This window comes from Collinsella sp. AM20-15AC, assembly GCF_003471405.1.
Taxonomy (GTDB): Bacteria; Actinomycetota; Coriobacteriia; order Coriobacteriales; family Coriobacteriaceae; genus Collinsella.
This window is the reverse complement of the sequence record NZ_QRJA01000002.1, coordinates 132,086-155,564: the sequence shown is the minus strand read 5'-3', so window position 1 is coordinate 155,564 and position 23,479 is coordinate 132,086. Positions and strand designations below refer to the sequence as shown.

General features: G+C 58.1%; 20 protein-coding genes and 5 tRNA genes. 20 read left to right on the top strand and 5 right to left on the bottom strand.

Annotated elements, in window-relative coordinates; translation table 11 throughout:
• Positions 1–317 precede the first annotated feature (317 nt).
• The 5 genes from DW233_RS01585 to DW233_RS01565 all read left to right on the top strand — a co-directional run bounded on the left by DW233_RS01585 (position 318) and on the right by DW233_RS01565 (position 7,436).
• Entirely contained in the window at positions 318–1,886 is a 1,569-nt protein-coding gene (locus DW233_RS01585; RefSeq protein WP_199411004.1) for a threonine/serine exporter ThrE family protein, read from the top strand.
• A gap of 299 nt (positions 1,887–2,185) precedes the next feature.
• Complete coding sequence (locus tag DW233_RS01580; protein ID WP_117736530.1) at positions 2,186–4,828, top strand: ATP-dependent Clp protease ATP-binding subunit; 2,643 nt, start codon at positions 2,186–2,188, stop codon at positions 4,826–4,828.
• Between the two features lie 124 nt (positions 4,829–4,952).
• Positions 4,953–5,312, top strand: coding sequence for a type II toxin-antitoxin system RelB/DinJ family antitoxin (locus tag DW233_RS01575; protein ID WP_117758657.1), 360 nt, complete (start codon positions 4,953–4,955; stop codon positions 5,310–5,312).
• A complete protein-coding gene (locus DW233_RS01570; protein ID WP_117655056.1) occupies positions 5,309–5,830 on the top strand; it encodes a PIN domain-containing protein in 522 nt (173 codons plus the stop codon). The genes DW233_RS01575 and DW233_RS01570 overlap by 4 nt, the downstream gene beginning before the upstream one ends.
• Before the next feature lie 148 nt (positions 5,831–5,978).
• A complete protein-coding gene (locus DW233_RS01565; protein WP_117786894.1) occupies positions 5,979–7,436 on the top strand; it encodes an aminoacyl-histidine dipeptidase in 1,458 nt (485 codons plus the stop codon).
• A 127-nt stretch (positions 7,437–7,563) separates the two neighbouring features.
• On the opposite strand, the gene DW233_RS01560 is transcribed toward DW233_RS01565, so the two are convergent.
• The 3 genes from DW233_RS01560 to DW233_RS01550 form a co-directional block, all read right to left on the bottom strand.
• On the bottom strand, positions 7,564–8,868 hold the full coding sequence (locus tag DW233_RS01560) for a type II toxin-antitoxin system HipA family toxin (RefSeq protein ID WP_117736534.1): 1,305 nt from the start codon (positions 8,866–8,868) through the stop codon (positions 7,564–7,566).
• Positions 8,869–8,871: 3 nt separating this feature from the next.
• Entirely contained in the window at positions 8,872–9,342 is a 471-nt protein-coding gene (locus tag DW233_RS01555) for a helix-turn-helix domain-containing protein (RefSeq protein WP_117736535.1), read from the bottom strand.
• Between the two features lie 124 nt (positions 9,343–9,466).
• The gene (locus DW233_RS01550; RefSeq protein WP_117736536.1) at positions 9,467–10,045 is read right to left on the bottom strand and encodes a manganese efflux pump MntP family protein; all 579 of its coding nucleotides are present in this window, start codon (positions 10,043–10,045) and stop codon (positions 9,467–9,469) included.
• A gap of 374 nt (positions 10,046–10,419) precedes the next feature.
• Between DW233_RS01550 and disA the strand changes: the two genes are divergently transcribed.
• From disA to DW233_RS01515, 7 genes are all read left to right on the top strand, one after another.
• Positions 10,420–11,460 (top strand): DNA integrity scanning diadenylate cyclase DisA, encoded by a 1,041-nt coding sequence (gene disA, locus DW233_RS01545; protein ID WP_369831362.1) that lies wholly within the window; start codon positions 10,420–10,422, stop codon positions 11,458–11,460.
• Positions 11,460–12,188: a 2-C-methyl-D-erythritol 4-phosphate cytidylyltransferase gene (ispD, locus tag DW233_RS01540; protein WP_117786126.1), complete on the top strand. Its 729-nt coding sequence runs from the start codon at positions 11,460–11,462 to the stop codon at positions 12,186–12,188. The genes disA and ispD overlap by 1 nt, the downstream gene beginning before the upstream one ends.
• The gene (ispF, locus tag DW233_RS01535; protein ID WP_006234975.1) at positions 12,178–12,672 is read left to right on the top strand and encodes a 2-C-methyl-D-erythritol 2,4-cyclodiphosphate synthase; all 495 of its coding nucleotides are present in this window, start codon (positions 12,178–12,180) and stop codon (positions 12,670–12,672) included. The genes ispD and ispF overlap by 11 nt, the downstream gene beginning before the upstream one ends.
• Before the next feature lie 3 nt (positions 12,673–12,675).
• Positions 12,676–14,142, top strand: coding sequence for a cysteine--tRNA ligase (gene cysS / locus DW233_RS01530; RefSeq protein WP_117736538.1), 1,467 nt, complete (start codon positions 12,676–12,678; stop codon positions 14,140–14,142).
• Positions 14,143–14,328: 186 nt separating this feature from the next.
• Positions 14,329–15,249, top strand: coding sequence for a 23S rRNA (guanosine(2251)-2'-O)-methyltransferase RlmB (gene rlmB / locus DW233_RS01525; RefSeq protein ID WP_199574556.1), 921 nt, complete (start codon positions 14,329–14,331; stop codon positions 15,247–15,249).
• 3 nt (positions 15,250–15,252) lie between these two features.
• Entirely contained in the window at positions 15,253–15,930 is a 678-nt protein-coding gene (locus DW233_RS01520) for an NYN domain-containing protein (protein ID WP_118266332.1), read from the top strand.
• A 226-nt stretch (positions 15,931–16,156) separates the two neighbouring features.
• A tRNA-Thr gene (locus DW233_RS01515) sits at positions 16,157–16,231 on the top strand.
• Positions 16,232–16,764: 533 nt separating this feature from the next.
• On the opposite strand, the gene DW233_RS01510 is transcribed toward DW233_RS01515, so the two are convergent.
• On the bottom strand, positions 16,765–18,165 hold the full coding sequence (locus tag DW233_RS01510) for a PTS transporter subunit EIIC (protein WP_118266330.1): 1,401 nt from the start codon (positions 18,163–18,165) through the stop codon (positions 16,765–16,767).
• A gap of 9 nt (positions 18,166–18,174) precedes the next feature.
• Entirely contained in the window at positions 18,175–19,593 is a 1,419-nt protein-coding gene (locus tag DW233_RS01505; RefSeq protein ID WP_117736541.1) for a glycoside hydrolase family 1 protein, read from the bottom strand.
• A gap of 151 nt (positions 19,594–19,744) precedes the next feature.
• Between DW233_RS01505 and DW233_RS01500 the strand changes: the two genes are divergently transcribed.
• The 8 genes from DW233_RS01500 (at position 19,745) to secE (ending at position 23,477) form a co-directional block, all read left to right on the top strand.
• Positions 19,745–20,578, top strand: coding sequence for a MurR/RpiR family transcriptional regulator (locus DW233_RS01500; RefSeq protein WP_158550121.1), 834 nt, complete (start codon positions 19,745–19,747; stop codon positions 20,576–20,578).
• A gap of 431 nt (positions 20,579–21,009) precedes the next feature.
• Positions 21,010–21,091 (top strand) — tRNA-Tyr (locus DW233_RS01495).
• 10 nt (positions 21,092–21,101) lie between these two features.
• Positions 21,102–21,177 (top strand) — tRNA-Thr (locus DW233_RS01490).
• A gap of 3 nt (positions 21,178–21,180) precedes the next feature.
• Positions 21,181–21,257 (top strand) — tRNA-Met (locus DW233_RS01485).
• Between the two features lie 96 nt (positions 21,258–21,353).
• Positions 21,354–22,544 (top strand): elongation factor Tu, encoded by a 1,191-nt coding sequence (gene tuf, locus DW233_RS01480; RefSeq protein ID WP_089572520.1) that lies wholly within the window; start codon positions 21,354–21,356, stop codon positions 22,542–22,544.
• Positions 22,545–22,823: 279 nt separating this feature from the next.
• Positions 22,824–22,973, top strand: coding sequence for a 50S ribosomal protein L33 (gene rpmG / locus DW233_RS01475; RefSeq protein ID WP_117655047.1), 150 nt, complete (start codon positions 22,824–22,826; stop codon positions 22,971–22,973).
• A 13-nt stretch (positions 22,974–22,986) separates the two neighbouring features.
• A tRNA-Trp gene (locus tag DW233_RS01470) sits at positions 22,987–23,062 on the top strand.
• A 76-nt stretch (positions 23,063–23,138) separates the two neighbouring features.
• Positions 23,139–23,477, top strand: a complete 339-nt coding sequence (gene secE, locus DW233_RS01465; protein WP_117583102.1) for a preprotein translocase subunit SecE — start codon at positions 23,139–23,141, stop codon at positions 23,475–23,477.
• The last annotated feature ends 2 nt before the right edge of the window (positions 23,478–23,479 follow it).

The window sequence follows — 23,479 nt, the reverse complement described above, 5'->3', positions numbered from 1 at the left end:
GGGGGCTCCTGTCGTTTCCGTGCCCCTGGATTGGGTCATAGTGTCTGACTTATGCTCAACCTGCGGCGCCATTTTGCTTGAAGGCACCTTGCTCACTCTGGCGGGCTTTCGCTGTCCGTCCTCTATCTGCGGTGTTGCCCTGGTTGGCACTTGGGGACGTTCCTTTTGTGCCGGCACTTGGGGACAGTCCTAGTCGTCTGGGGTCTACCGGCGCATTGGGGGTTTACGCCTTCCATGCATGACAGTCGTCTCTTTTATGTTTCCTTTAGCCGTCGCTGCCTAGGATGGGGGTTAGTCGGTAGGAAGGGAGCGTCTATATGAACGACGCGAGCGATCGTGCAATCGAAGAGGACATGCTCGATCAGTTCAATTACTTTGACGATGAGGACGAGGAGCTGATCGATCGTCGCGAGCCGGCATCGCTCGATGCTTTCGACCTTGTTGATGAGGGGCCCGACGAGGACGAGGTCGAATCGACGGAACCCCCACAGCCTTCGCGCCATGATTCGTTGCTCTCAAGAGTCCCTCTGCACCACGGTGTTCGTGCCGGCGCCCTCCATATGAAAACCGACTGGTGCCAGATCGTGACGGCAGGCGGTGAGCTTGCCGTCGATGCGCCGCTCACCGATAAATCATCCATCATTTGCCGCACCGGTATGCTTATGCTCGCGAGCGGAACGGGTGCCTGGCGTGTACGCGATACCATGAATCGCGTCGCCGCTGTACTCGGTGTCACCATCCACGTTGACTTAAGTCTCCTGTCGTTTGAGTGTACTTGTATCGAAGATGGTCACTGCTTTAACGAGGTCGTCAGCCTACCCACAACGGGGGTCAATACTCATCGCATATGGATGATGGAGAGCTTCTTAAAGGAAATCGAGGTTTACGGGCGCCGGTTTACCGTGCATGAGTACCACGAGATGCTCAAGACCGTTGAGAGTTCAAAACCCGATTACACTCCCTGGCAACAGGGCATTGCGGCGGCCTGTGCTTGCGGCGCCTTTGTCTTTTTGCTCGGCGGCGGCCCTATCGAGATGGCCTGTGCATTTGTGGGCGCTGGTGTCGGCAACTTTGCGCGCTCCCATATTCTCAAGCAGGGCCTTGGCCAGTTTAGCGCGCTGACGATCGGCGTTGCACTCGCTTGCGTCTCGTATCTGCTGGCATTGCTTGGCCTTGGCCAGGTCATACCGGGGGCAATGTCGCACCAAGAAGGCTATATCGGCGCCATGCTCTTTGTGATCCCCGGCTTTCCTCTCATTACGGCAGGCCTCGACATCGCTAAGCTCGACATGCGAAGCGGCATTGAGCGTCTTTCGTATGCTGTGTCGATTATTGTGATGGCGACCCTCGTAGGCTGGATGGTTGCCGAGTGTGTGGGGCTGGCGCCGGATGATTTTGCCCCGCTCGGCCTCTCACCGTTGGCTCTTACACTCTTGCGTATTGTGATGAGCTTTGTCGGAGTATTTGGCTTCTCGGTTATGTTCAACAGTCCGGTAAAGATGGCAGCGGCGGCAGGGCTCATCGGCGCCGTGTCTAATACCTTGCGCCTTACGCTCGTTGATGCGCCGACGCTGTTTCCCTTCCTGGGTCTGAGCGTGGGTATGCCTCCCGAGGCAGCAGCGTTTATCGGCGCGCTGGTATCGGGACTGCTCGCGAGCTTAGCCGAAATCAAACTCACCTACCCACGCATCGCCCTCACGGTGCCGTCGATTGTCATTATGGTGCCGGGCTTGTATCTGTATCGCTCGATGTATTACATGTGCACCTTCGACACGGTCAATATGCTCGGCTGGTTTGTGCGTGCAGTGCTCATCGTGGCGTTTCTGCCCGTTGGCCTGGGCGTGGCGCGTACGCTCACCGACCCTCGCTGGCGCCACACCAGCTAATTGGCGCAAGTGAAACTGATCCGCATAACATGAACGTGGATAATCTCCCGTTTTTGGCCTGTTTACGGGCTCAAAACGGGAGATTATCCACGTTCATGGAATGGGTGTCCGAAAATCCACGCTCGTTGGGCCGATACAGACGCACCTGGCGATTCCTTTTTTGTAGACGTTGTCGCGCGGCTACGGGCAGGAAAGGTCCCAACGGTTAACATATACTCCATATGGGTAAAGAGACCAAAGCGCTGCCGCGGGGCGGCGCTTTGCGTTTGAAAAAACTAGCTCGTCTAAGAGGAACTAGCATGTTAGACCGTTTTACCGATCGCGCGCGCAAGGTCATGTCCATGGCCAAGCAAGAGGCGCTCGATCTTCATTCAAATAAGGTGGGTACCGAGCACCTGCTGCTCGCGCTTGCCAAGGAGGACGAGGGCATTGCCGCCGAGGCACTGCGTTCGCTCGACATCTCCTACGATGACATCATGGATACTCTCAAAGAGGTCCAGACCACGGTTCCCGACCCCAGTGAGGAGACCGAGGCGGCCAAGCTCGCCTTTACGCCGCTCGTCATTAGCGTGATGGAGCGTTCATTCCGCGTGGCGCGTGAGAACAACCAGACCTACGTGTCGACCGAGCACTTGCTGATCGGCATCGTCGAAGAGGGCAACGGCATGGCCATGGACATCCTCATGCGCTTGGGTGTGTCGTCCGCCTCCACCAAAAAGGCTATCGAGAAACTCACCGCCAAGGACCAGGACAAGAAGCGTCCGCTCGCCGGCGCCGGTGCTGGTCGTCCCGGTGCGGGCCTGCCGTTCTTTAGCGGCTCGGATGCCTCTCAGCAAAAGGGGAGTGGCACCGATACGCTTAAGCAGTTCGCGACCAACCTCACGCAGAAGGCGCGCGACGGCGAGCTCGACCCTGTAATTGGTCGCGAAAAGGAAGTCCAGCGTATGATGGAGATCCTTTCGCGCCGCACCAAGAACAACCCGCTCATTCTGGGCGACCCCGGCGTGGGCAAGACGGCCATCGTCGAGGGTCTGGCACAGCAGATCGCTGCCGGCAATGTGCCCGAGAACCTTATGAACCAGAACATCTGGACGCTTGACCTGCCGGGTCTTGTCGCGGGCGCCAAGTATCGCGGTGAGTTTGAGGAGCGCCTCAAGAACGTGATCCAGGAGGCGACCGAGGCCGACGACGTCATTCTGTTTATCGACGAGATGCACACCATCATCGGTGCCGGTTCTGCCGAGGGATCCATCGATGCAAGCTCCATGCTCAAGCCCGTGCTCGCGCGTGGTGCCTTCCAGATTATCGGCGCCACCACGGCCGAGGAATTCCGCAAGTACCTCACCAAGGACCCGGCCTTTGAGCGTCGCTTCCAGACCATCGATGTCGAGGAGCCGAGCGTCGAGGACACGGTCAAGATCCTGACTGCGCTCAAGCCGCGCTACGAGGAGCACCACCACGTGCGTTACACGCAGGGTGCCATCGAGGCCGCTGCGAACCTTTCCAACCGCTACATCCAGGATCGCTTCCTGCCCGATAAGGCCATCGACCTCATTGACGAGGCCGGTGCCCGCGCTCGCATCGCCGCGAATCGCGCACCCGAGCCGGTGCGCGAGGCCGAGCATCGCATCGAGGAACTCAAGGCTGCCGCACAGGAGGCTACCGAGAGCGACGACATGAACAAGGCCGCCGAGATCACCGAGCAGCAGAAGGCTGCCGAGATTGAACTCGCCGAGGCCAAGGCTGCCTGGACCGCCGAGCTCGACGCCAGCCCGCTCACCATCGACGTGAGTCAGATTGCCGACATCGTGTCCGTGACCTCGGGCGTGCCGGTTTCCTCGCTCACCGAGAGCGAGAGCCGTCGCCTGCTGCAGACCGAAAGCGTGCTCAAGACCCGCATTATCGGCCAGGACGAGGCCGTCGAGGCCGTCGCCAAGGCCGTGCGCCGCAGCCGTTCGCCGCTCAAGGACCCGCGTCGCCCCGGCGGCAGCTTTATCTTCCTGGGTCCCACCGGCACAGGCAAGACCGAGCTCGCCAAGACGCTCGCCGAGTACCTCTTTGGCAGCAAGGATGCGCTCATCAGCTTCGACATGTCCGAGTTCGGTAGCGAGTTCGAGGTATCCAAGCTCATCGGTAGCCCTCCGGGTTACGTTGGTCACGACGAGGGCGGCCAGCTCACTAAGGCCGTTCGTCGCCACCCGTACTCGGTCGTGCTGTTCGACGAGATCGAGAAGGCGCACCCCGATATCTTCAACATCTTGCTGCAGGTGCTGGAGGAGGGTCGTCTGACCGATAGCCAGGGCAAGACGGTCGACTTCCGCAACACCGTGATCATCATGACATCCAACGTGGGCGCCCGCGAGATCGCGCAGGATGCGAGCGTGGGCTTTGGCACCACCGGCGAGCAGGGCCTCACCTCGAGTGAGATCCGCGGCCGCGCGATGGGCGAGCTCAAGCGTCTGTTCCGCCCCGAGCTGCTCAACCGCATCGACGACATCGTGGTGTTCCAGAAGCTCTCGGGCGAGAACCTGACCAAGATCGCTCACCTGCTGGTGGACGATCTGCGCCAGCGCCTGATTGCCAACGGCATGAACATCAAGCTCACCGATGCGGCCTATGACAAGATCGTGGCCGAGGGCACCGACCTCACCAACGGTGCGCGTCCGCTGCGCCGTGCTATTCAAAAGCTCATCGAGGACCCGCTGTCCGAGGAGCTTTTGGCCGGCGAGTGGGGCGAGGGCGATACCGTCCTGTGCGACGTGGCCGATGGCAAGTTTGTCTTTAGCCACGGCACGGGCGAGATCCCGGCACCGCGTCCGGCGGGCACGCTCGGTGGCGATACCGCCCCGGCGGCACCGCACACCGGCAACGCCGCGCCCGTGAGCGGCGGCGTGACCTCGGGCCCCGGCGGTATGATGCAAGCCGGCTCTGGTGCGCTGTAGGGATTAAACATACCTTGTATAACGGGGGCGTTTCCGATAAGGAAGCGCCCTCATTTCTATTGAAATGCGCTTCAATCTGCCGTGCTATACTAAAATCGAGATATAGTATAGCAAAGGAGCTGATATGCCTACGTCAATACTCGACACGCGGCCAGTTCAGATGAACGTGCGTATAGATCGTCAGCTCAAAGAGGCAGGAGACGCCGTCCTGACCCATATTGGCATGACGCCGTCACAAGCCGTTCGGACACTTTGGGAGTATCTGGTCGTTAACGGACGCATGCCCTCGAAGGGAGATGCGGCGGCTCCGGTTTCTGACGGAGTAGAGCCCCAGCGCATGGAGTCAAGGGCCGCGCAAGGCAGCCATATCGTTCGCGATTCGTGCCTCAAATACGGCATCCCCATCCCTGAGTTCTCGGGAGACTATGACGACCTCTATGAGGAGGCCATGGCGGAGCGCTATCCCGAATGGGTGGAACTATGAGCACAGAAGGCGTCCTCAAGCTGTTAATCGATACCAACGTATGGATGGATTATTTTTCTGGCAGGTCCGACCGTACGGCAAATGTCGTCCATCTGATCGAGATTGCCGACGCCTCGGAGCGGATTGCCCTGTTTGCCTCGTCGCTTTCGGTCAAAGACGTTTCATATCTTGTCTCGGCGGCAATCAAGCAGGAGTGCCGAAGAAAGACTGGCTCACTGAGCGATAACGCCATTGCGGCGGCAGACGAAACGGCTTGGGCATGCGTTCGACAGATGCGCGAGCTAGCCCTCATCGCCCCGGTCGGTGCAGACGAGGTCTTCGACTCCTTTGTGTTCAAGTACCACCACAATGACTTTGAGGACGACCTGATGCTGGGCGTCGCCAATCGCATTGATGCCGATTACGTCGTGACGGAGGACAAGAATCTTATTAAACATACCAATGGTGTATGCATTAATGTTCAACAGGCGTTGAGGTTGGTTGAAGGGTCCAACGCCCCTTCGGCACGGCCCGTCTAGCCTGCTTTATCTTAATAAAGTGGCGTTTCCCCGCCGTTAGCCGATGATGCAAGGGCGCTCGGCGTTTTCGACTGGTTTATGCACGCAAAGTCTGGGAATATACAAGTCGCATATCTTACTGTCTTACCAGTTGCGCCAAGGAGGCACCATGGACTACAAGATCACCGGCTATGAGCCCGCCCAGCTGTTCCATTTCTTTGAGGAGGTCAGCGCGATTCCCCGTGGGTCTGGCAACGAGAAGGGCATCAGCGATTTCCTGGTCGCGTTTGCCAAGGAGCGCGGCCTCGATGTGTATCAGGACGAGGTCTACAACGTCATCATTCGCAAGCCCGCATCTGCCGGTGCCGAGAATGCCCCGACCGTGATGCTGCAGGGCCACATCGATATGGTGTGCGACAAGTTGGGCTCCGTTGAGCACGACTTTATGACCGATGGTATCGACCTGGTCGTCAAGGACGGCGTCCTCACCGCCAACGGTACCACCCTGGGTGCCGACAACGGTATCGCCGTCGCTCTGATGCTCACTGTTCTCGATGACGATTCGATCGTTCACCCCGCCCTCGAGTGCGTATTCACCACCGACGAGGAGACTGGCCTGGTCGGCGCCGAGACGCTCGACAAGTCCCAGATTAGCGCCCGCACCATGATTAACCTTGACTCCGAGGAAGAGGGCGTTGCCACCGTCAGCTGCGCCGGCGGCGTCGTCGTTACCTACACCTGCCCGATCGTGCGCGAGCACAAGACCGGTAGCACCCTCACGCTCGACATCTCCGGCCTGCTGGGCGGTCACTCCGGCAGCGATATCCACCTGGAGCGCGGCAACGGCAACCTCATCATGGCCCGCATCATCGACCGCCTGATGGTCGCCGGCGAGCCCGCCATCGTTAGCTTTAACGGCGGCACCAAGGACAACGCCATCAACCGTGAATGCAAGGCTGTTCTGGTCTACGCCGACCACGCTGCCGCCGAGGCCGCGGCCCAGATCGCAAAGGGCATCATCGCCGACGTCGCTGCCGAGCTCGAGGTCTTCGACCCCGGCTTTACCTGCACCGTCGAGATTGCCGACGACGCCGAGGTCGAGGCCATGGACCAGAAGTCCGCGCTTGCCCTTATCCGCGCCCTGCGTCTTGCCCCTAACGGCGTGATTCGCCGCAATGTCGCCACCGACGGCTCCGTCGAGGTTTCCTCCAACATCGGTGTGGTTGCCACTTCTGACGACGAGGTCAAGATCATGCTGTCCCCGCGCTCTTCGATCACCTCGCTGCAGAACGAGTTCAAGGATCGTTTGCAGACGCTTGCCGATGTCCTGGGCTTCGACGCCAAGTTTGAGTTCGAGTATCCCGGCTGGAGCTATGCCGAGCATTCGCCGGTCCGCGACGTCTTTGTCGAGAGCTATCGCGAGCTCTTTGGCTCCGAGTTGCGCATCGAGTCCATTCACGCCGGCCTTGAGTGCGGCCTGTTCGCCGAAGCCCTGCACGGCCTGGACGCCATCGCCGTGGGCCCGACGCTCTCCGATGTCCATACCCCGGACGAGAGCATGGAGCTCGCTTCTGCCGAGCGCTTCTACGAGCTGCTCATCGACGTCCTCAAGCGCCTCGCTGCGTAAAGGTTGCGCTAGCAGCAGTCCGAGCCGCGTGCCAGCGGATTGCAAATGACATTACGAGAGGGGGTACCCGGTCTTTTGCGACAGGTGTCCCCTCTCTTCTTTTAAGAAATGGGAAATTGATTGGCGTCTAGCCCATATCCGCCCTGATGAGGTCGAGGGTTCGCTGGCAGTTTTCGCGGACGGGGCCGAGCATATGATCGCGCAGGTCCGCCATGCCGGGCAGGTCGGCGTATTCGTCCATGACCTCTTCCATGCAAATGGGTACCTCGTAGGCGAGGTCCATCATGGTCGCAAAGCAAAACTTCTCGGATAGCCCGGCATCGGTGAGCGCCGTCTCCAGCGCGGGGTCGCCCATACCGTGGTATCGGCGGATAGCACCTGGACCGATGCGCCCCACACGATTTTCGCCGCCAACGCTCATAGCAAGGCGTGCCCGACGTCGCATGCTCTCATACGCCAAGCCCGATGCGACATCGTACATTCGAGCCATCATGGCTGCGCCGTCGTTTCCAAGGAGCAGGGAATAGTTTTTCGCATGCGCATCCGGTGCGCCGATAATGGCGTTGAAGAACAGTATCTGCGTAAACAGATGCAGGTTAAGTTGATGGTGGCTCGTAGTTACGAGGAGCTCTTGAATGTCGCGTGTGGTCGGGCCGCCGTCTGCCGTGTACTTTTGGGCGGGCATCACCCCAAGTGCCTGACAGAGGTCTTCTTGATGTAGGCGCCTGATCGTTCCGTCTTCGACTTTCACGCGGTCATAGCGCTCAACAATGAGGGTAGGTTCGTCCTCAAACATACGATATTCGACGTTTGCCGTTGCGATACCGGCTCGCTGGGCGCTTTTCATGCAGACAAACTCATTGAGAGCCTCGAGTTTAAATCCGTTAACGCCATTTTTGAAAATATGCGTCGTGGGCGAGGAGCCCATGCATTCGCACCAGCGGCCGTTAATGAACGCGAGCGCGAACTTGCCCTGGTTGCCTCCAAGTGACCAACTTTCATCTAGACCCATCCACGATGCATCGCGGTCATCTCTGATCGACTTGAGGCGGAGAGCAATTTCGTGGTCGTCTATAGGGCGGTAATCGCCAGCGCGATGCAGGACGGCGTCGGCATCTTCTTCGGCATAAAACTGCACTCCGCCCGGACAGTCGAGTCCGATATGGCTGAGCAACGCAACGGGATTGTTGGGCCTAACGTCGAATTCGGCGGCAATCGCTTTTCGCTGGTCATCGCTGTCGGGTAGAAGGCCAAACAGGTACGGATTCATGACCTGTTGTCCGTATGTGCGATTCGATACGGGTATGTTGGTCGATAGGGCTGGCCCGTCATAGTCATGATCGTAGGTAAAGCTGATAAGACCGTTCTCATCTTGCGTGAGCGTTCCCGCAGGTACGCCGCAAATAATGGTCCGAAGTGATGTTCTGGCCATTGGCTATTTCCCTTCGGGCTTGGTTTGGTTAGATGCGTTTGCGGCAATCGAGACTCCGAGATTGGACATGACGAAATCGGCGAAGATCTCGTCGTAAAGTGCGGATGTAAAGGGGGCATCTGCAAGAGCCGGAATGGCGGTACTACGACTGTTGCGATGATGGGGACGTTGAGTGTGATGGCGCCTGGGAATGCTGCGAGGCAGCGGATTGGCATGCGGAGCGTCGACTGGTCGCTCATTTTTTGCTTCGCCGATATCCCCTTGAGCGGCGAGTGCCAGTCCAAGAGCATTGAAAATCGTCAGCAGCTTGTCGAGTCGAATGCCAGTGGCGTCTCCTAGCTCGAGCGATGCGAGCAGGCGCTCCGAAACACCGGCCTTTTTGGCGAGGGCGGCACGGGCGAGACCCTGAGCCTTGCGTGCCTGACGCACGTAGATGCCAGCTTGGCGCGGTGTGGTGATGGGAAGGGTATCCATGGCGATCTCCTAATGTGCAGACTTTTGCATATCAGTATGACATGCAAAAGTCTGCACGAAAAGGCATTATGCAAAACTCTGCATGAGACCTCTACATTGACGTTGAGCTTATGAGAGGCGTTTTTTATATCGCGAGAATCCCCAGATGCTCAAGCAAGATCTTAAGTCCGATGAGGATGAGCACGATGCCGCCCACGATGGTGGCAGGTTTTTCGTAGCGCGCGCCAAAGGTGTGGCCGATTGCTACGCCGGCGACGGAGAAGATAAACGTTGTGACGCCGATAAGCGATACAGCGGGAACGATGTCAACCGAGAGCGCGGCAAATGAGATGCCCACGGCTAGGGCGTCGATTGAGGTGGCGATGGCGAGGATCAGGTACTCGCCTAGGTCAATCTTTTCGGCATTCTTGCCGTCGCCTTCATCCTCGTCTTCGGTAAAGGCTTCCCACAGCATTTTGCCGCCGATGAAGGCCAAAAGGATAAAGGCGATCCAATGGTCGATGGGTCCGATGATGCCCATGAATTGACTGCCGAGCGCCCATCCGATTACGGGCATGCCGGCCTGAAAGCCGCCAAAGAACAGGCCGAGCACCACGGCGACTTTAAAGTTGATCTTCTTCATGCCGAGGCCCTTGCAGATGGAAACGGCAAAGGCGTCCATCGAAAGGCCAACGGCGAGCAACACGAGCTCTGCGAGTCCCATAGTCTGGCTCCCTCTCTGCGGGCGGGCCCGCGTGTACCTCTTGGGGGAGTAACAAAAAAGACCCGTGGCGTACGCGTTGCGCGCACAGCCACGAGTCTCGTTCATTAAGGCAAGCCAGGCCGCATCGGCCAGTGTGTTGACTTGCCGCGCCACCGGAGGCGAACCCGATCACGCGACTACTCCCTCATTTATGCGAATCCCGATGCTACCACATAAGCAGCTCATTTGGATTGGGGCTCTCAGCTGTGTTCGCTCATTCTGTAAGCATCGGATTTTGCGGGCGTCACAGAGGCAAACCGTGAGAAACTTATTGACGTTTATGGAGCGTATACGATGGGAGCGATGCCTTGGATAAGAACGAGCTGCAAAAGCGTATGGAACAGGCCATCCGCCTGACGGCACCTGGCCAGCCGATCCGCACCGCCCTCGACATGATCATTGCTGGTCACCTGGGCGCCCTTATCTGCGTCGGCGACACCGAAAACGTGCTCGCTGCCGGTAACGACGGCTTCCCGCTCAACATTTCGTTTACCTCGAACCGCCTGTTCGAGCTTTCCAAGATGGACGGCGCCATCGTCATCGATGGCGACCTCACCCAGATCCTGCGCGCCAACTTCCACCTCAATCCCGATCCCTCGCTCGCCACGAGTGAGACGGGCATGCGTCACCGCACCGCCGCCCGCATGTCGGTGCTCACGGATGCCATCGTGATCTCGGTCTCGGCCCGTCGTGCCGTCGTCAACGTGTACGTTCACGGCAAGAGCTACGAGATCCAGCCCGTCACCACCATCATGAGCTCGGTCAACCAGCTCGTCGCCACGCTCCAGACTACCCGTCAGTCGCTCGACCGCTCCCTGCTGCGCCTGACGGCCCTCGAGCTCGACGACTACGTTACGCTCGCCGACATCACCGGCATTTTCTCGAGTTTCGAGATCATGCAGCAGGCAAAGACTGAGCTTAAGGATTGCATCGTCAAGCTGGGCAACCAGGGCAAGCTCGTGCAGATGCAGCTCGAGCAGCTCGCGGGCTCCAGCATGGATACCGAATACGACCTGATGATCCGCGACTACGCAAGTGATTCTTCCGAGGCTAATGCCGAGAAGATTCGCGCCAACCTGAGCCGTATGACACCTAAGGACCTGTCCGACCCACAGCATGTGGCGGCGGTTCTGGGTTACGACGACCTGGACGAGGACTCCGTCATGACGCCGCTGGGCCTGCGCACGCTTTCGCGCGTGTCCGTCGTGCGCGACGGCGTGGCCGAGAAGATCGTCGACGAGTATGGCTCGTTGCAGGAGCTCATGGACGACATCAGCGAGGATCCGGAGCGCCTAGGCGACTTTGGCGTCAACAACCCTGCCATTCTTGCGGACTCGCTGTACCGCATGAAGGGCACCAAACAGGGGAACGCATAATGGCGCCCGTATGCGCCGTGGTCGTTGCCGGCGGCAGCGGCCAGCGCTTTGGAAATCCCGGCGGCAAGCAGCTCGTTAACGTGGCGGGCCGTCCGCTCATGAGCTGGTCTATCCGCGCGTTCGATCGGAGCGACAAGGTCGGCCACATCGTGGTGGTGTGTCCTGCCGAGCGCCGCGCCGAGATGCGCCGCCTGGCCATCGATCCGTTTGACTATGACACGCCCATCAGCTTCGCCGATGCCGGCGATACCCGTCAGGATTCCACCCGTGCCGGCATGCATGCGGTACCGACGGGTTTCGAATATGTCGCCATCCACGACGGCGCCCGTCCGCTTATCACGACCGAGGCCATCGATCATGCGATTGACGTGCTTGTGGGTGACCGCTCGCTCGACGGTGTCGTGTGCGGTCAGCCCGCGATCGATACGCTCAAGATCGTCGATGGCGACAACATCGTCGAGACGCCGCCGCGCGAGCTCTATTGGGCCGCGCAGACGCCGCAGATCTTTAGCGTCGACGCCATGAAGCGCGCCCATGCCGCGGCGATTGCCGAGGGCTTTATCGGCACGGACGATTCGTCACTGGTCGAGCGCATGGGTGGGCGCGTCCGCTGCGTCCAGAGCCCGCGCGATAACCTTAAGGTGACGGTACCCGAGGACCTGCGTCCCGTAACCGCGATTCTGCTTGGCCGCATGGCCGAGGGAGAGGACCTTCCCCATGTTCAGTAACCTGCGCATTGGCCATGGCTACGACGTTCACCGTCTGGTGGAGGGGCGTCGATGTATCATCGGCGGTGTCGACATTCCCTACGAGCGCGGCCTGCTGGGCCACTCGGATGCCGATGTGCTCGCGCACGCCTTGGCCGACGCCATTCTGGGCGCCTGCCGCGGGGGAGATATCGGCAAGCTATTCCCCGACACCGATCCCGCCTACGAGGGTGCCGATTCGATGGTGCTGCTCGCCCGCGTGATGGACTATGCGCGCGAGCTGGGCTTTGAGTTTGTTGATGCCGACTGCACCATTGCCTGTCAGCAGCCTAAGATCACCCCGCACCGCGATGCCATGCGCGCCAACCTTGCCCATGCCCTGGGCGTCGACGTGGAAAACGTGGGCGTCGCCGCCACCACGACCGAAAAGCTCGGTTGGGAAGGCCAAGGCGAGGGAATTGGCGCCTGGGCCGTCTGCCTGCTACAGAAAACCGTTAAGGAGTAACGAATGCGTATCTACAACAGCGCTACCCATAAAAAGGAAGAGTTTCAGCCCATCGAGTCCGGGAAGGTTCGCATGTACGTGTGCGGCCCCACGGTCTACGACAACATCCACATCGGCAATGCCCGCACGTTCATCAGCTTTGACGTGATTCGTCGCTGGCTCATCGCGAGCGGCTACGAGGTCACGTTCGCCCAGAACCTCACCGATGTCGATGACAAGATCATCAAACGCGCCAACGAGCAGGGCCGCACTGCCGCCGAGGTCGCGACGGAGTTCTCCGACAAGTTCATCGGCGTCATGCGCGCCGCCAACGTGCTCGATCCCGATGTGCGCCCCCGCGCCACCAAGGAGATCGGCCCCATGATCGCTATGATCAAGACGCTCATCGAGCAGGGCCACGCTTACGCAGCCGATAACGGCGACGTGTACTTTGCCGTGCGCAGCGATCCCAACTATGGTCAGGTCTCGGGCCGCAACATCGATGACCTTATGGTTGGCGCGCGCATCGAGGAGAACGAGGACAAGAACGATCCGCTCGACTTTGCCCTGTGGAAGGCCGCCAAGCCCGGCGAGCCCAGCTGGCCGAGCCCCTGGGGCGAGGGCCGTCCCGGTTGGCACACCGAGTGCGCCGCCATGGTGCACCGCTACCTGGGCACCCCGATCGACATTCATGGCGGCGGCTCCGACCTTGCCTTCCCGCATCACGAGAACGAGTGCGCCCAGGCCACCTGCGCCTGGCACCAGGGCTTCTCCAACACTTGGATGCACACGGGCATGCTGCTGGTAGACGGCGAGAAGATGTCCAAGTCGCTCGGCAACTTCTTTACGCTGGCCGAGGTCCTCGAGCAGCATTCCGCTGCCGCCCTGCGCCTGCTGATGCTGCAGACGAGCTATCGCTCGCCGCTCGACTTTTCTTGGGAGCGCTTGGAGGGTGCCGAGAACTCGCTCACGCGTATCGCCGGTACGGTCGAGAACCTGCGCTGGGCCGCGAACCATGCGACGGCCGATGCCGATGAGGCAGCATCCGAGGCGTTTGCCGCCAAGGCCGCCGAGACCCGTGCCACCTTTAAGGAGTGCATGGACGACGACTTTAACACCGCCGGTGCCATGGGTGCCGTCTTTGGCTTTGTGACCGAGTGCAACCAGTACCTGGAGCAGGCGGGCGACGCTGCCGACAAGGCCGCCGCGCTTGCCGCCGCCGATACGCTGGTCGAGCTGCTCGATACGTTTGGCGTTGAGCTCCCCGAGCCCAAGGTCGAGCTGCCGCTGGGTCTGCTGGGTGTTGCCGCCGGCCTGGTCGCCTACACGGGCGACGACGTGGACGAGGCCGCTGCCAAGATTCTCGAGGCCCGCGCCGAGGCCCGCGCTGCCAAGAACTGGGATCTGGCCGACGCCATCCGCGACCAGCTCAAGGACCTGGGCCTCACCATTGAGGATACCGCCGCCGGCACCCGTATTAAATCTCTCTAATCCCCGCGGGTTTTCCAAGCACCCGACCTTGCCGTTCAAACCGTCGCTCGCGTACTCAAGTACGCGTCGCTCCTCTTTCACGGCAATCTCGGGCACTTGGAAAACCCGTACCGACCGCTTGAGCTATTCGTCTTAAGCGGTCGCTTCTTTTGTCCTGTTTGAATATTTTTTAAAGGAGGCCGTTTTATGGCCGACAATCGCAAGCGTGCACCTCGTGGCGGCAAGCAGACTGCTTCTGGCTCGCGTCCGATTCGCCGCAGCGACCGCGCTGCCGCTCCCAAGGGCCAGCGCGAGCGCTCCCAAGCCCAGGCCGCACGTCCGCAGCGCGATCGCAACCGCGACGCTATCCAGGTTCCCAAGGGCGAGTTTATCGAAGGTCGCCGTGCTGCCGCCGAGGCGCTGCGTACCGGCTTTCCCGTCAAGTGCGCGCTCATCGCCGAGGGCGGGGAGCGCGATGCCGCCTTGTCGCGTCTGGTCGACGACCTCAACGCCGCGGGCGTCCGCATTAAGTATGTGCCCCGCGCGCAGCTCGATGCGCTGTCGAGCCATGGCGCTCACCAGGGCATTGCGCTCGAGGTGGGAAATTTCCCCTATGCCGATGTTGCCGATATTCTCGACCGCGCGGGTGACGGACCGGCGCTCGTCATCGTGCTCGACCATGTGACCGACGACGGCAACTTTGGCGCCATCGTGCGCTCTGCCGAGGTTGTGGGCGCAGCGGGCGTCATCATCGCCAACAAGCGTGCCGCCGGCGTGACCGTGGGCAGCTACAAGACCTCCGCCGGCGCCGTCATGCATCTGCCTATCGCGCAGGTGCCCAATATCGCCCGTGCGCTCGATGACCTCAAGGCCGCCGGCTTTTGGGTGGGTGGCGCTTCCGAGCATGCCGAGGGCAGCTGCTGGGATGCTCCCTTCGAGGGCCGCGTGGCGCTCGTCATGGGCTCCGAGGGCGACGGCATCTCGCGTCTGGTGCTCGAGAAATGTGACTTTTTGACCAAGCTTCCCCAGCGCGGCATGACCGAGAGTCTCAACGTGGCCCAGGCGACCACCGCGCTGTGCTTTGAGTGGCTGCGCCGCAACGCCGGCGAGCTCATGGGGGAGGAGTAGCGCATGTCCAAGAAGAACCGCGCCAAATCCAAGGCCAAGCGCTTTGGCGAAGGCTCGGCCAAGCCGATTGTTTCGGCCGCGACCTATGGCGTGGGCGGCAATGCGTTTGCGCAGGCCATCGCCGACCCGGTCTCGACGGTGCACTCCAATAAGCCCGAGCTGCTGGTGGTCGACGGCTACAACGTGATCCACTGCACGCCGCGCTACGAAAAGCTCGTCTACGGCCATTCCGATGATCCGTATTCCAGCGACGTTCACGATATGGCGCGCACGGCACTCATCAACGATGTTGCCGCGTTTGCCCAGGGCCGCTACGAGGCCGTAATCGTGTTTGACGGCGCGGGCAATATCTCCAGCGAGCGCCCCAACCTGCCGGCCCGCGGCGTGCGCATCGAGTTTTCGCCGACGGGCGTATCGGCCGACACCGTGGTGCAGAAGCTCTGCATCGAGGCGCGCGAGGAAGGCCGCGCGTGCTCCGTGGTGTCGAGCGACGGCACGATCCAGGCCGTCGTCATGGGTAAGGGCGTTACGCTCATCTCGAGCCGCATGCTGGTGGACGAGATCAAGCAGATAGATAACGATGTTCACGAGGCAGAGGAAGCTCCGCAGATCAAGATGACCCTGGGCAGCCGCCTGAGCCCCGATGCCCTGGCCAAGCTCAAGGCCCTTCGCGGGAGGTAGGGGAGTTGCGGCAGAGAGCCGTTTCCTAGATTGGTCTACCCGCTGATTTGTAATCAGTGGGTTGCGGGTTTGCAGCTGTCAAAACGAATAGGTTTATGTTTTGACGAACAGATAAAACTGTTCGTTCTGACGAACGGTTTTTGAGATGTGGTCGGTCGAAGGGCCTGTTGCGCCCCGTCCTCAATTCCTTTATCCTAAACAGGCTTCGCGCGAAAGCGCCAAGTGTGCCAGTGTGGCGCAACGGTAGCGCAACTGATTTGTAATCAGTGGGTTGCGGGTTCGATTCCTGTCACTGGCTCCATGAGAGTTTCGGGCTCTGTCTCTATATGGGACAGAGCCCGTTTCTATTTAGGTGGTGCGCCATCGGGTTAGCGCCCATCCCGTTTTTGGTTTGTCTCGTCCTCCAGTTTGTCTAAATCTGTAACACCAAGACCGATATTCGGCATCTAACTGTTACAGATTGAGATGAAACTTAGGGTGTTTTAGGAATATCTTGATCTGTAACATGTAGAAGCGGAATAGGCCTCTTGCTGTTACAGATCGAGACAAGGGCGGGCGCGGATCTGGATGTCCTGCTCGAGCGTGGATTTCTGGATACGCGAGCGAAGAAAATCTCCCGACCGGAGAACGAGCGTGGATAATTAACTTGGATAGGGAGCTAAGGTAAACACCGATTGTCTATCGACGGCTTTAGAAACAACGACCCCGATTTCATTGTGGAATCGGGGTCGTTTGTGCCTCAGGAATCCGAATGGATTAATCGAGCTCCTAAGGAACTTCTTGGGTTCTTGCTAATGGTCTGCCGAGGATGTCCCCAATACAAACAGCGGGCATCTACTCAATATAGCTGGGGTTCTTCTTGATGATCACGCGTGCAGCGATGAAGGAGACGACGATGGCGATGATGGCGACAACGCATGCCAGCACGAAGTTACCCATGGACCCATCGGGAGCGATAAAGATGAGTGCCGAAAGAAGGCCGGGGCATGCTCCCGCAACATACTCTTTCAGAACAAAGATGCCTGCAGGGAGTCCAGCGCAGAGCGCGCCGATTGCCGTGCCGACAAGCAGGCGGGGACGCTCGATGAGGCAACCGTAGAACGCGGGCTCGGTTACGCCACAGAGTGCGGTGACGGCAACCGTGGTGACCATACCCCTCTTCTCTTTGTTTCCCTTCATGGCAGTTGCCAGGGCGAGGCTCGTGCCGCCAATGCAGAGGTTCGAGATGAATCCAAAGATAATGGGTGCCCAACCGAGCTGCGCCAGGCTCGTAACTTCGATTGCGATGTAAGCCTTATCGAGACCGAGCATGACGAAATAGGGGTTAAGGGCTGCCAGGATCGGAGTAGCGATAAATGCCACGTTGTCCATAAGCCACGTGACGGCATCGCTCAGCGCGTAGCCCATCATGCTGCCGGCGGGGCCAAGGATAATAAGCTCGACGGGCACGACGATGATCATGGTGAGCAGCGGCTTCAAGAACAGTTTGGTAACGTCGGGAATGATCTTCTGAAGGCCGCGGTCGACAAAGTACATGAATACAACGCCCAGTACGATGGGCACTACCGTACTCGAATAGTCGTTCGTCGGGATGGGAATACCAAGAAAGTCGAGACCCTCGGCACCGCTAATGGACGAGCTGATCATGATCGCGCCCAGCAATGCGCCCATGATGGGCTGCATCTTCATGACGGCCGTGAGCTGATAACCAAGATAAACGGGTAAGAAGCTAAACGAAGCGCTAAAGATCGCCAACAGGACCTGGGCGGTTCCGCTATCGGTGCTCAATCCGCAATAATTGACCAGGAGATTCTTGATCGAAAGAATGAGTCCGCCAACGATGAGCGCCGGGACGATGGGCATGAATACCTGTGCAGAGACGTTCCCGAATTTCTCAATCAAGCCCATGGCGGTGTTACCGCTTTTAATGCCTTCTGCAAGGTCTTTGGCGGTTTGGGCATCGTCGGCAACCGTGCCACCGCCGACTTCGATTCCCGCGAAGTCGAGGAAGTCGTTGTAAGCCTCGGTGACGTTGGGGCCGATGATCACCTGAAGCTGGCCACCGCTGACTACTGCCCCGAGCGCCTGATCGGCCGATTTGGCGAGCTGGAGATCGATGATCGAGGTGTCTCGTGCGTCGATGCGAAGGCGCGTCGCACAATGAGTTACCGATGTAATGTTCTCTCTGCCGCCAACAGCCTTTAGGACTGTTTCGGACATTGCGTGATATTTCATCTCTTTCTCCTAACCTTCCTGCTCCTGATACTTCGAGATAAGGTCTCGGTACCAATACCAGCTCTTTTTGGGGGTGCGCTCCAGATTGTTCTCGAAGTCGATATGGACAAGTCCGTATCGTTTTTCGTAGCCGTTTATCCAGCTATACAGATCCATCGTCGACCAGAGGTAGTAGCCCTCAACGCGCGCGCCGTCGCGCTTAGCCCTCATCATGTGCTCGATGAACTGGCCCAGAAGCTCGATGCGGTCATCATCGTGGATCATTCCGTCTGCGTCTGGTTGCTCATAGGCGCCATGTCCGTTTTCCGTAATAAAGATGCGGGGCGCGTCATAGCGCTCGTGGACATCCATGATGGTTGAATACATGCAACCTGGGAGTATTTCGCGGCCCCATTTATTGCGGGGAACATTGCTGTCGCGGGCGCTTTCAAACAAGGGCGCAATGCATTTTCCTTCGACCTTTTTGCTCGAACCGCCCTTATTGTTCGCCGAAACGGCAAGCTCTCCACCGTGCCAGTCGGTTACATACTCTCGGCAATACACGTTGAGTCCAATAAAATCGACTTTACCGTCTCTGAATTCTTCTACGTCATTTGGGGATCGATAGAGCGAGACGCCAAGTTTTTCAAGGATTTCGTCCATTTCTGGCGGCAGTTGACCCTGAAGCGCTGGTGCCAGAATCATGCGATTGGCGAAAAAGTCTGCGTATCGAAATACGTCATCAGGGTGCTCGGTTGCCGGGTCGAGTTCGACAACGCCGCCATCGTGGACGGCGCCGATGATGCCGTCGTAGCCCATTTGATGATATGTTCGGACTGCGAGTGCGCTCGCGCGCATCAGGTTGTACTGAAACTGCATGTACGACTGAACGTCGAGCGATCGATTGGGGGGATAGTTGCCCAACATGTTTACGCAGTAGCTGTAGAAATGCGGCTCGTTAACGGTAGCCCAGATTTTGACGCGGTCTCCAAAGCGCTCAAAGCAAATCTTGGCGTATTTGCAGAACCACTCTGCCATGTCGTTGTTCAGCCATCCGCCTTTGCAAGCAAGCGTGAATGGTAGATCGTAATGGAACAGCGTAACGTTGGGCTCTATGCCATTTTCGAGGCAACAATCAATGACCCGATTATAAAAATCGATACCCTCTTCATTCACTTCGCCGATACCCGTGGGGATGATTCGACTCCATGAAAGAGAGAAGCGATAAGTGTTTTGTCCGCCTTCTTTCATCATGCGGATATCTTCTTCATAGCGATGGTAGAAGTCGCAAGATACATCACCGTCAACATGGTTGATGTTCTTATTGCTTGTGTGGCTAAAGAAATCCCACTCGCCAAGGCCTTTGCCGTCTTCGTTCCAGGCACCCTCGCACTGATAAGACGCCGTGGCGGAACCCCAGAGAAACGGCATGTTGTTCACGTTGTCCATGAATCCCCTTTCCATCATTCAACACGGTGGATACGTGTGGCGGAATTACGATTAAGATGACGTCAACTGATTTGAATCATAGGAGAACGACCAAAGCTGTTTGATTCAATAAATGAACCATGATTTCGAGGAGAGCGGAAAGAGGGATCACGTGAATATCAATGACTTCGATGTGCTCAATCGCATTAGCTCAATCATCAACAGCGAGTTTGGGTCAAACGATGCCGCCATCGCTCGATATCTCATCGCTCACATTAGGCGTTCGAGCGAAATCAATGTTGCCGCAATAACCCGCGATGCATTCGTGACCCGTTCCGCTGTTCGTCGTTTCTGCAATCGATTGGGCTACCAGTCTCTTAGCGATTTGAAAGAATCATTTACTCAATCAGTCTTTCCAAGCGACTTAAGCCATCGAGAGGAGGAATTTGGCTACGAGGAGTACAGGGCAGAGCTCGACGTTCGCATGATCGAGATGTTCGCTGAGGTTGAAAGCGGCGTGTCCGATATCGCTATTAAGCACCTTGCCGACGAAATTGATGGCCATAAAAACGTTGAAATCTGGTGCACCAATAATGTGAGCGCCAATCTCGTACGATTTCAGCAGGAAATGTTTTATGCGGGCAAGATAGTTCGCATAGTTGCTGGGGCTAACGTCGCGGAATTGAAAAACATGGGAGACGTTTCGCAGTCATTGATAATTCTCGTATCGGTCTCCGGGCTATTTGCGTCACAGGCACGTGAGTATCTTGATTGCCGTTCGGGCAGGAAGATTCTAATTACTGCGTTTAGCAACGATGACAAATCGAGGTCTTTTGACCGTGTATATCGTCTTGGTAATGCGGGAAACGGAATTGACCGACTCGGTGTTTATTCGAAATATGCCATGACTTATTTCTTCGACTTGCTATCGTCGTGTTACTTGAGTCGCTACCCCTGCACCAAGGGGGAGCCGCTCTATGGGTCTACTTTGGCCTGGCCCGAGTAGTTCGGCTCTATAGTTCTCCCGCCTAGAGAATGAGCGTGGATAATCTGCCACTTTGGCCTCAGAAACACGCCAAAAGCGGGAGATTATCCACGCTCGATGTCAAACGGGAGAAAATCCACGCTGAATTGTGCCGGTGAAGGCCGATCACGACCTATGTAATAAGCGCAAGGGATCCGTTATCGAGGGTCGAGACTGCAGACATACTCCATCACGCCAAAGTGTGCCCTTGGGAAATGACGCCAGCATTGCCAAATTCATCACTCCACATAATCAAACTCAGCAAAACCGCAGGTCACGGCTATATAGATACGCCCGGAACCGTGTATCTAGAGGTTTTCGTTGACAGCCCCCAAGGTTGCATCGTATTATCTTTTTCGTTCGCGGGGGCGGCGGTCCAAAAGACCAAAGAACCTGCGGATACTTGAACGATTGGGAGTTTGCCCGAGTGGTTAATGGGGACGGGCTGTAAACCCGTTGGCTCTGCCTACATAGGTTCGAATCCTATAGCTCCCACCCGTCAAGTGCCTGTATAGCTCAGTCGGTAGAGCACTTCGTTGGTAACGAAGAGGTCACCAGTTCAAGTCTGGTTGCAGGCTCCATCCGGCGGTGTAGCTCAGTTGGTTAGAGCACACGGTTCATACCCGTGGCGTCACTGGTTCGAATCCAGTCACCGCTACCATAGGTAACACGGTGGCTTCTCAATAGTATGTTGAGAGGCCACTATGGTATAAAGGCAAAGTCCCGTCCGGGGACGACCTGTTTAGAGGAGGGCTTTATGGCCAAAGAGAAGTTTGAGCGCACTAAGCCGCATGTTAACATCGGCACCATTGGTCACGTCGACCACGGCAAGACCACGCTGACCGCTGCCATCACCAAGGTTCTCTCCGAGACCGAGGGCTGCAAGGCTGACTTCACTGCGTTCGAGAACATCGACAAGGCTCCCGAGGAGCGCGAGCGCGGCATTACGATTTCCGTCTCCCACGTCGAGTACGAGACCGCTTCCCGTCACTACGCTCACGTTGACTGCCCGGGCCACGCTGACTACGTCAAGAACATGATCTCCGGTGCTGCTCAGATGGACGGCGCTATCCTGGTCATCGCCGCTACCGACGGCCCCATGGCTCAGACCCGCGAGCACATCCTGCTCGCCCGTCAGGTCGGCGTTCCCTACATCGTCGTCTTCCTGAACAAGTGCGACATGGTCGACGATGACGAGCTCATCGACCTCGTCGAGATGGAGACCCGTGAGCTCCTCTCCGAGTACGATTTCCCCGGCGACGACATCCCCGTCATCCGTGGTTCCGCTCTGGGCGCTCTCGAGGGCGACGCCAAGTGGATGGACGCTATCCGCGAGCTCATGAACGCTGTCGACGAGTACATCCCGACGCCTGCTCGTAACAACGACCTCCCGTTCCTGATGGCCGTTGAGGACGTTATGACCATCTCCGGCCGTGGTACCGTTGCTACCGGCCGTGTCGAGCGCGGTGAGCTCAAGCTCAACGAGCCCGTCGAGATCGTCGGCATCAAGGATACCCAGAACACCGTTGTTACCGGTATCGAGATGTTCCGTAAGTCCATGGACTTCTGCGAGGCTGGCGACAACGTCGGTCTGCTGCTCCGTGGCATCAAGCGTGAGGACATCGAGCGCGGCCAGGTTCTCTGCAAGCCCGGTTCGGTTACCCCGCACACCAAGTTCACCGGCGAGATCTACGTTCTGACCAAGGAGGAGGGCGGCCGTCACACCCCGTTCTTCGATGGTTATCGTCCTCAGTTCTACTTCCGTACCACCGACGTTACCGGTACGGTCAAGCTCCCCGAGGGCACCGAGATGGCTATGCCTGGTGACCACATCACCATCGAGGGCGACCTCATCCACCCGATCGCCATGGAGGAGGGCCTGCGCTTCGCTATCCGCGAGGGTGGCCACACCGTCGGTTCGGGCATCGTCTCCACGATCATTGAGTAAATTAGCTCTTTGATATAGCTGACTTAGAGAACCCGGCACTTATTTGGGTGCCGGGTTCTTTTCTGCAATGGATATTGAGCCGTTGCTGGTGTCGAGAGGATCGATAATGGTTCTGGGTACACCGTCGATTAGATCTCGTTGGCTCCATTGATGTGTTTCAAATATGAATGGATCCACCGAGAACCAATTGACTCGAGGTTTTCGTTGACAGCACTTACGTAGAGCTGATAAAGTATCAACTCGTGCCCGTACGGGGCGGAAATGAAAGGTTCAGGATAAATGCGTACTCTAGTTACTCTTGCGTGCACTGAGTGCAAGCGCCGCAACTATACGACCACCAAGAACAAGTCGAACATGCCTGATCGTATGGAGATCAAGAAGTATTGCCCCTGGTGCCGTCACCACACGCTGCACAAAGAGACTCGCTAGTCTTTAGTCATATACGCCAGTAGTTCAATTGGTAGAGCATCGGTCTCCAAAACCGAGTGTTGAGGGTTCGAGTCCTTCCTGGCGTGCCAGTCATTATTCCGTAAGCTCCCAATTGGGGGCTTACGGTTTACTCATGTATAAGCGCATTGCGCGGAGGTAACCCAAATGGCCAACAAGAAGAACAAGAAGAAGGCTCAGCAGCCGGCACCTGCCAATAACGCTGCCGCCAACTCCAAGGTTGAGGCCAAGAAGGCCGTTGCCAAGAAGAACGAGAAGGCTGCGAAGTCCAAGAAGAACGAGAAGCCTGGTTTCTTCGCCCGCACCAAGAAGTATTTCGCTTCGGTGAAGTCCGAGATGAAGCGTGTCACGTGGCCCGATAAGAAGGAGCTCGTGAACTACTCGGTCGTCGTTTGCGCTTCTCTGATCGTCGTCGGCGTCGTCATCGCTCTGCTCGATGCTGGCTTTGGCGAGGCTCTTGCTCTGTTCTCTGGATTGAGGGGCTAAAC

Excerpts from the sequence above, each read along its gene's own strand:
- DW233_RS01555 (WP_117736535.1), bottom strand. The coding sequence starts at position 9,342 with ATGGATACCCTTCCCATCACCACACCGCGCCAAGCTGGCATCTACGTG.
- DW233_RS01520 (WP_118266332.1), top strand. The coding sequence starts at position 15,253 with ATGTCCAAGAAGAACCGCGCCAAATCCAAGGCCAAGCGCTTTGGCGAA.
- cysS (WP_117736538.1), top strand. The coding sequence starts at position 12,676 with ATGCGTATCTACAACAGCGCTACCCATAAAAAGGAAGAGTTTCAGCCC.
- DW233_RS01570 (WP_117655056.1), top strand. The coding sequence starts at position 5,309 with ATGAGCACAGAAGGCGTCCTCAAGCTGTTAATCGATACCAACGTATGG.
- DW233_RS01565 (WP_117786894.1), top strand. The coding sequence starts at position 5,979 with ATGGACTACAAGATCACCGGCTATGAGCCCGCCCAGCTGTTCCATTTC.
- ispD (WP_117786126.1), top strand. The coding sequence starts at position 11,460 with ATGGCGCCCGTATGCGCCGTGGTCGTTGCCGGCGGCAGCGGCCAGCGC.
- tuf (WP_089572520.1), top strand. The coding sequence starts at position 21,354 with ATGGCCAAAGAGAAGTTTGAGCGCACTAAGCCGCATGTTAACATCGGC.
- DW233_RS01550 (WP_117736536.1), bottom strand. The coding sequence starts at position 10,045 with ATGGGACTCGCAGAGCTCGTGTTGCTCGCCGTTGGCCTTTCGATGGAC.
- rpmG (WP_117655047.1), top strand. The coding sequence starts at position 22,824 with ATGCGTACTCTAGTTACTCTTGCGTGCACTGAGTGCAAGCGCCGCAAC.
- secE (WP_117583102.1), top strand. The coding sequence starts at position 23,139 with ATGGCCAACAAGAAGAACAAGAAGAAGGCTCAGCAGCCGGCACCTGCC.
- DW233_RS01580 (WP_117736530.1), top strand. The coding sequence starts at position 2,186 with ATGTTAGACCGTTTTACCGATCGCGCGCGCAAGGTCATGTCCATGGCC.
- DW233_RS01505 (WP_117736541.1), bottom strand. The coding sequence starts at position 19,593 with ATGGACAACGTGAACAACATGCCGTTTCTCTGGGGTTCCGCCACGGCG.
- DW233_RS01585 (WP_199411004.1), top strand. The coding sequence starts at position 318 with ATGAACGACGCGAGCGATCGTGCAATCGAAGAGGACATGCTCGATCAG.
- DW233_RS01575 (WP_117758657.1), top strand. The coding sequence starts at position 4,953 with ATGCCTACGTCAATACTCGACACGCGGCCAGTTCAGATGAACGTGCGT.
- ispF (WP_006234975.1), top strand. The coding sequence starts at position 12,178 with ATGTTCAGTAACCTGCGCATTGGCCATGGCTACGACGTTCACCGTCTG.
- DW233_RS01510 (WP_118266330.1), bottom strand. The coding sequence starts at position 18,165 with ATGAAATATCACGCAATGTCCGAAACAGTCCTAAAGGCTGTTGGCGGC.
- disA (WP_369831362.1), top strand. The coding sequence starts at position 10,420 with ATGGAACAGGCCATCCGCCTGACGGCACCTGGCCAGCCGATCCGCACC.
- rlmB (WP_199574556.1), top strand. The coding sequence starts at position 14,329 with ATGGCCGACAATCGCAAGCGTGCACCTCGTGGCGGCAAGCAGACTGCT.
- DW233_RS01560 (WP_117736534.1), bottom strand. The coding sequence starts at position 8,868 with ATGGCCAGAACATCACTTCGGACCATTATTTGCGGCGTACCTGCGGGA.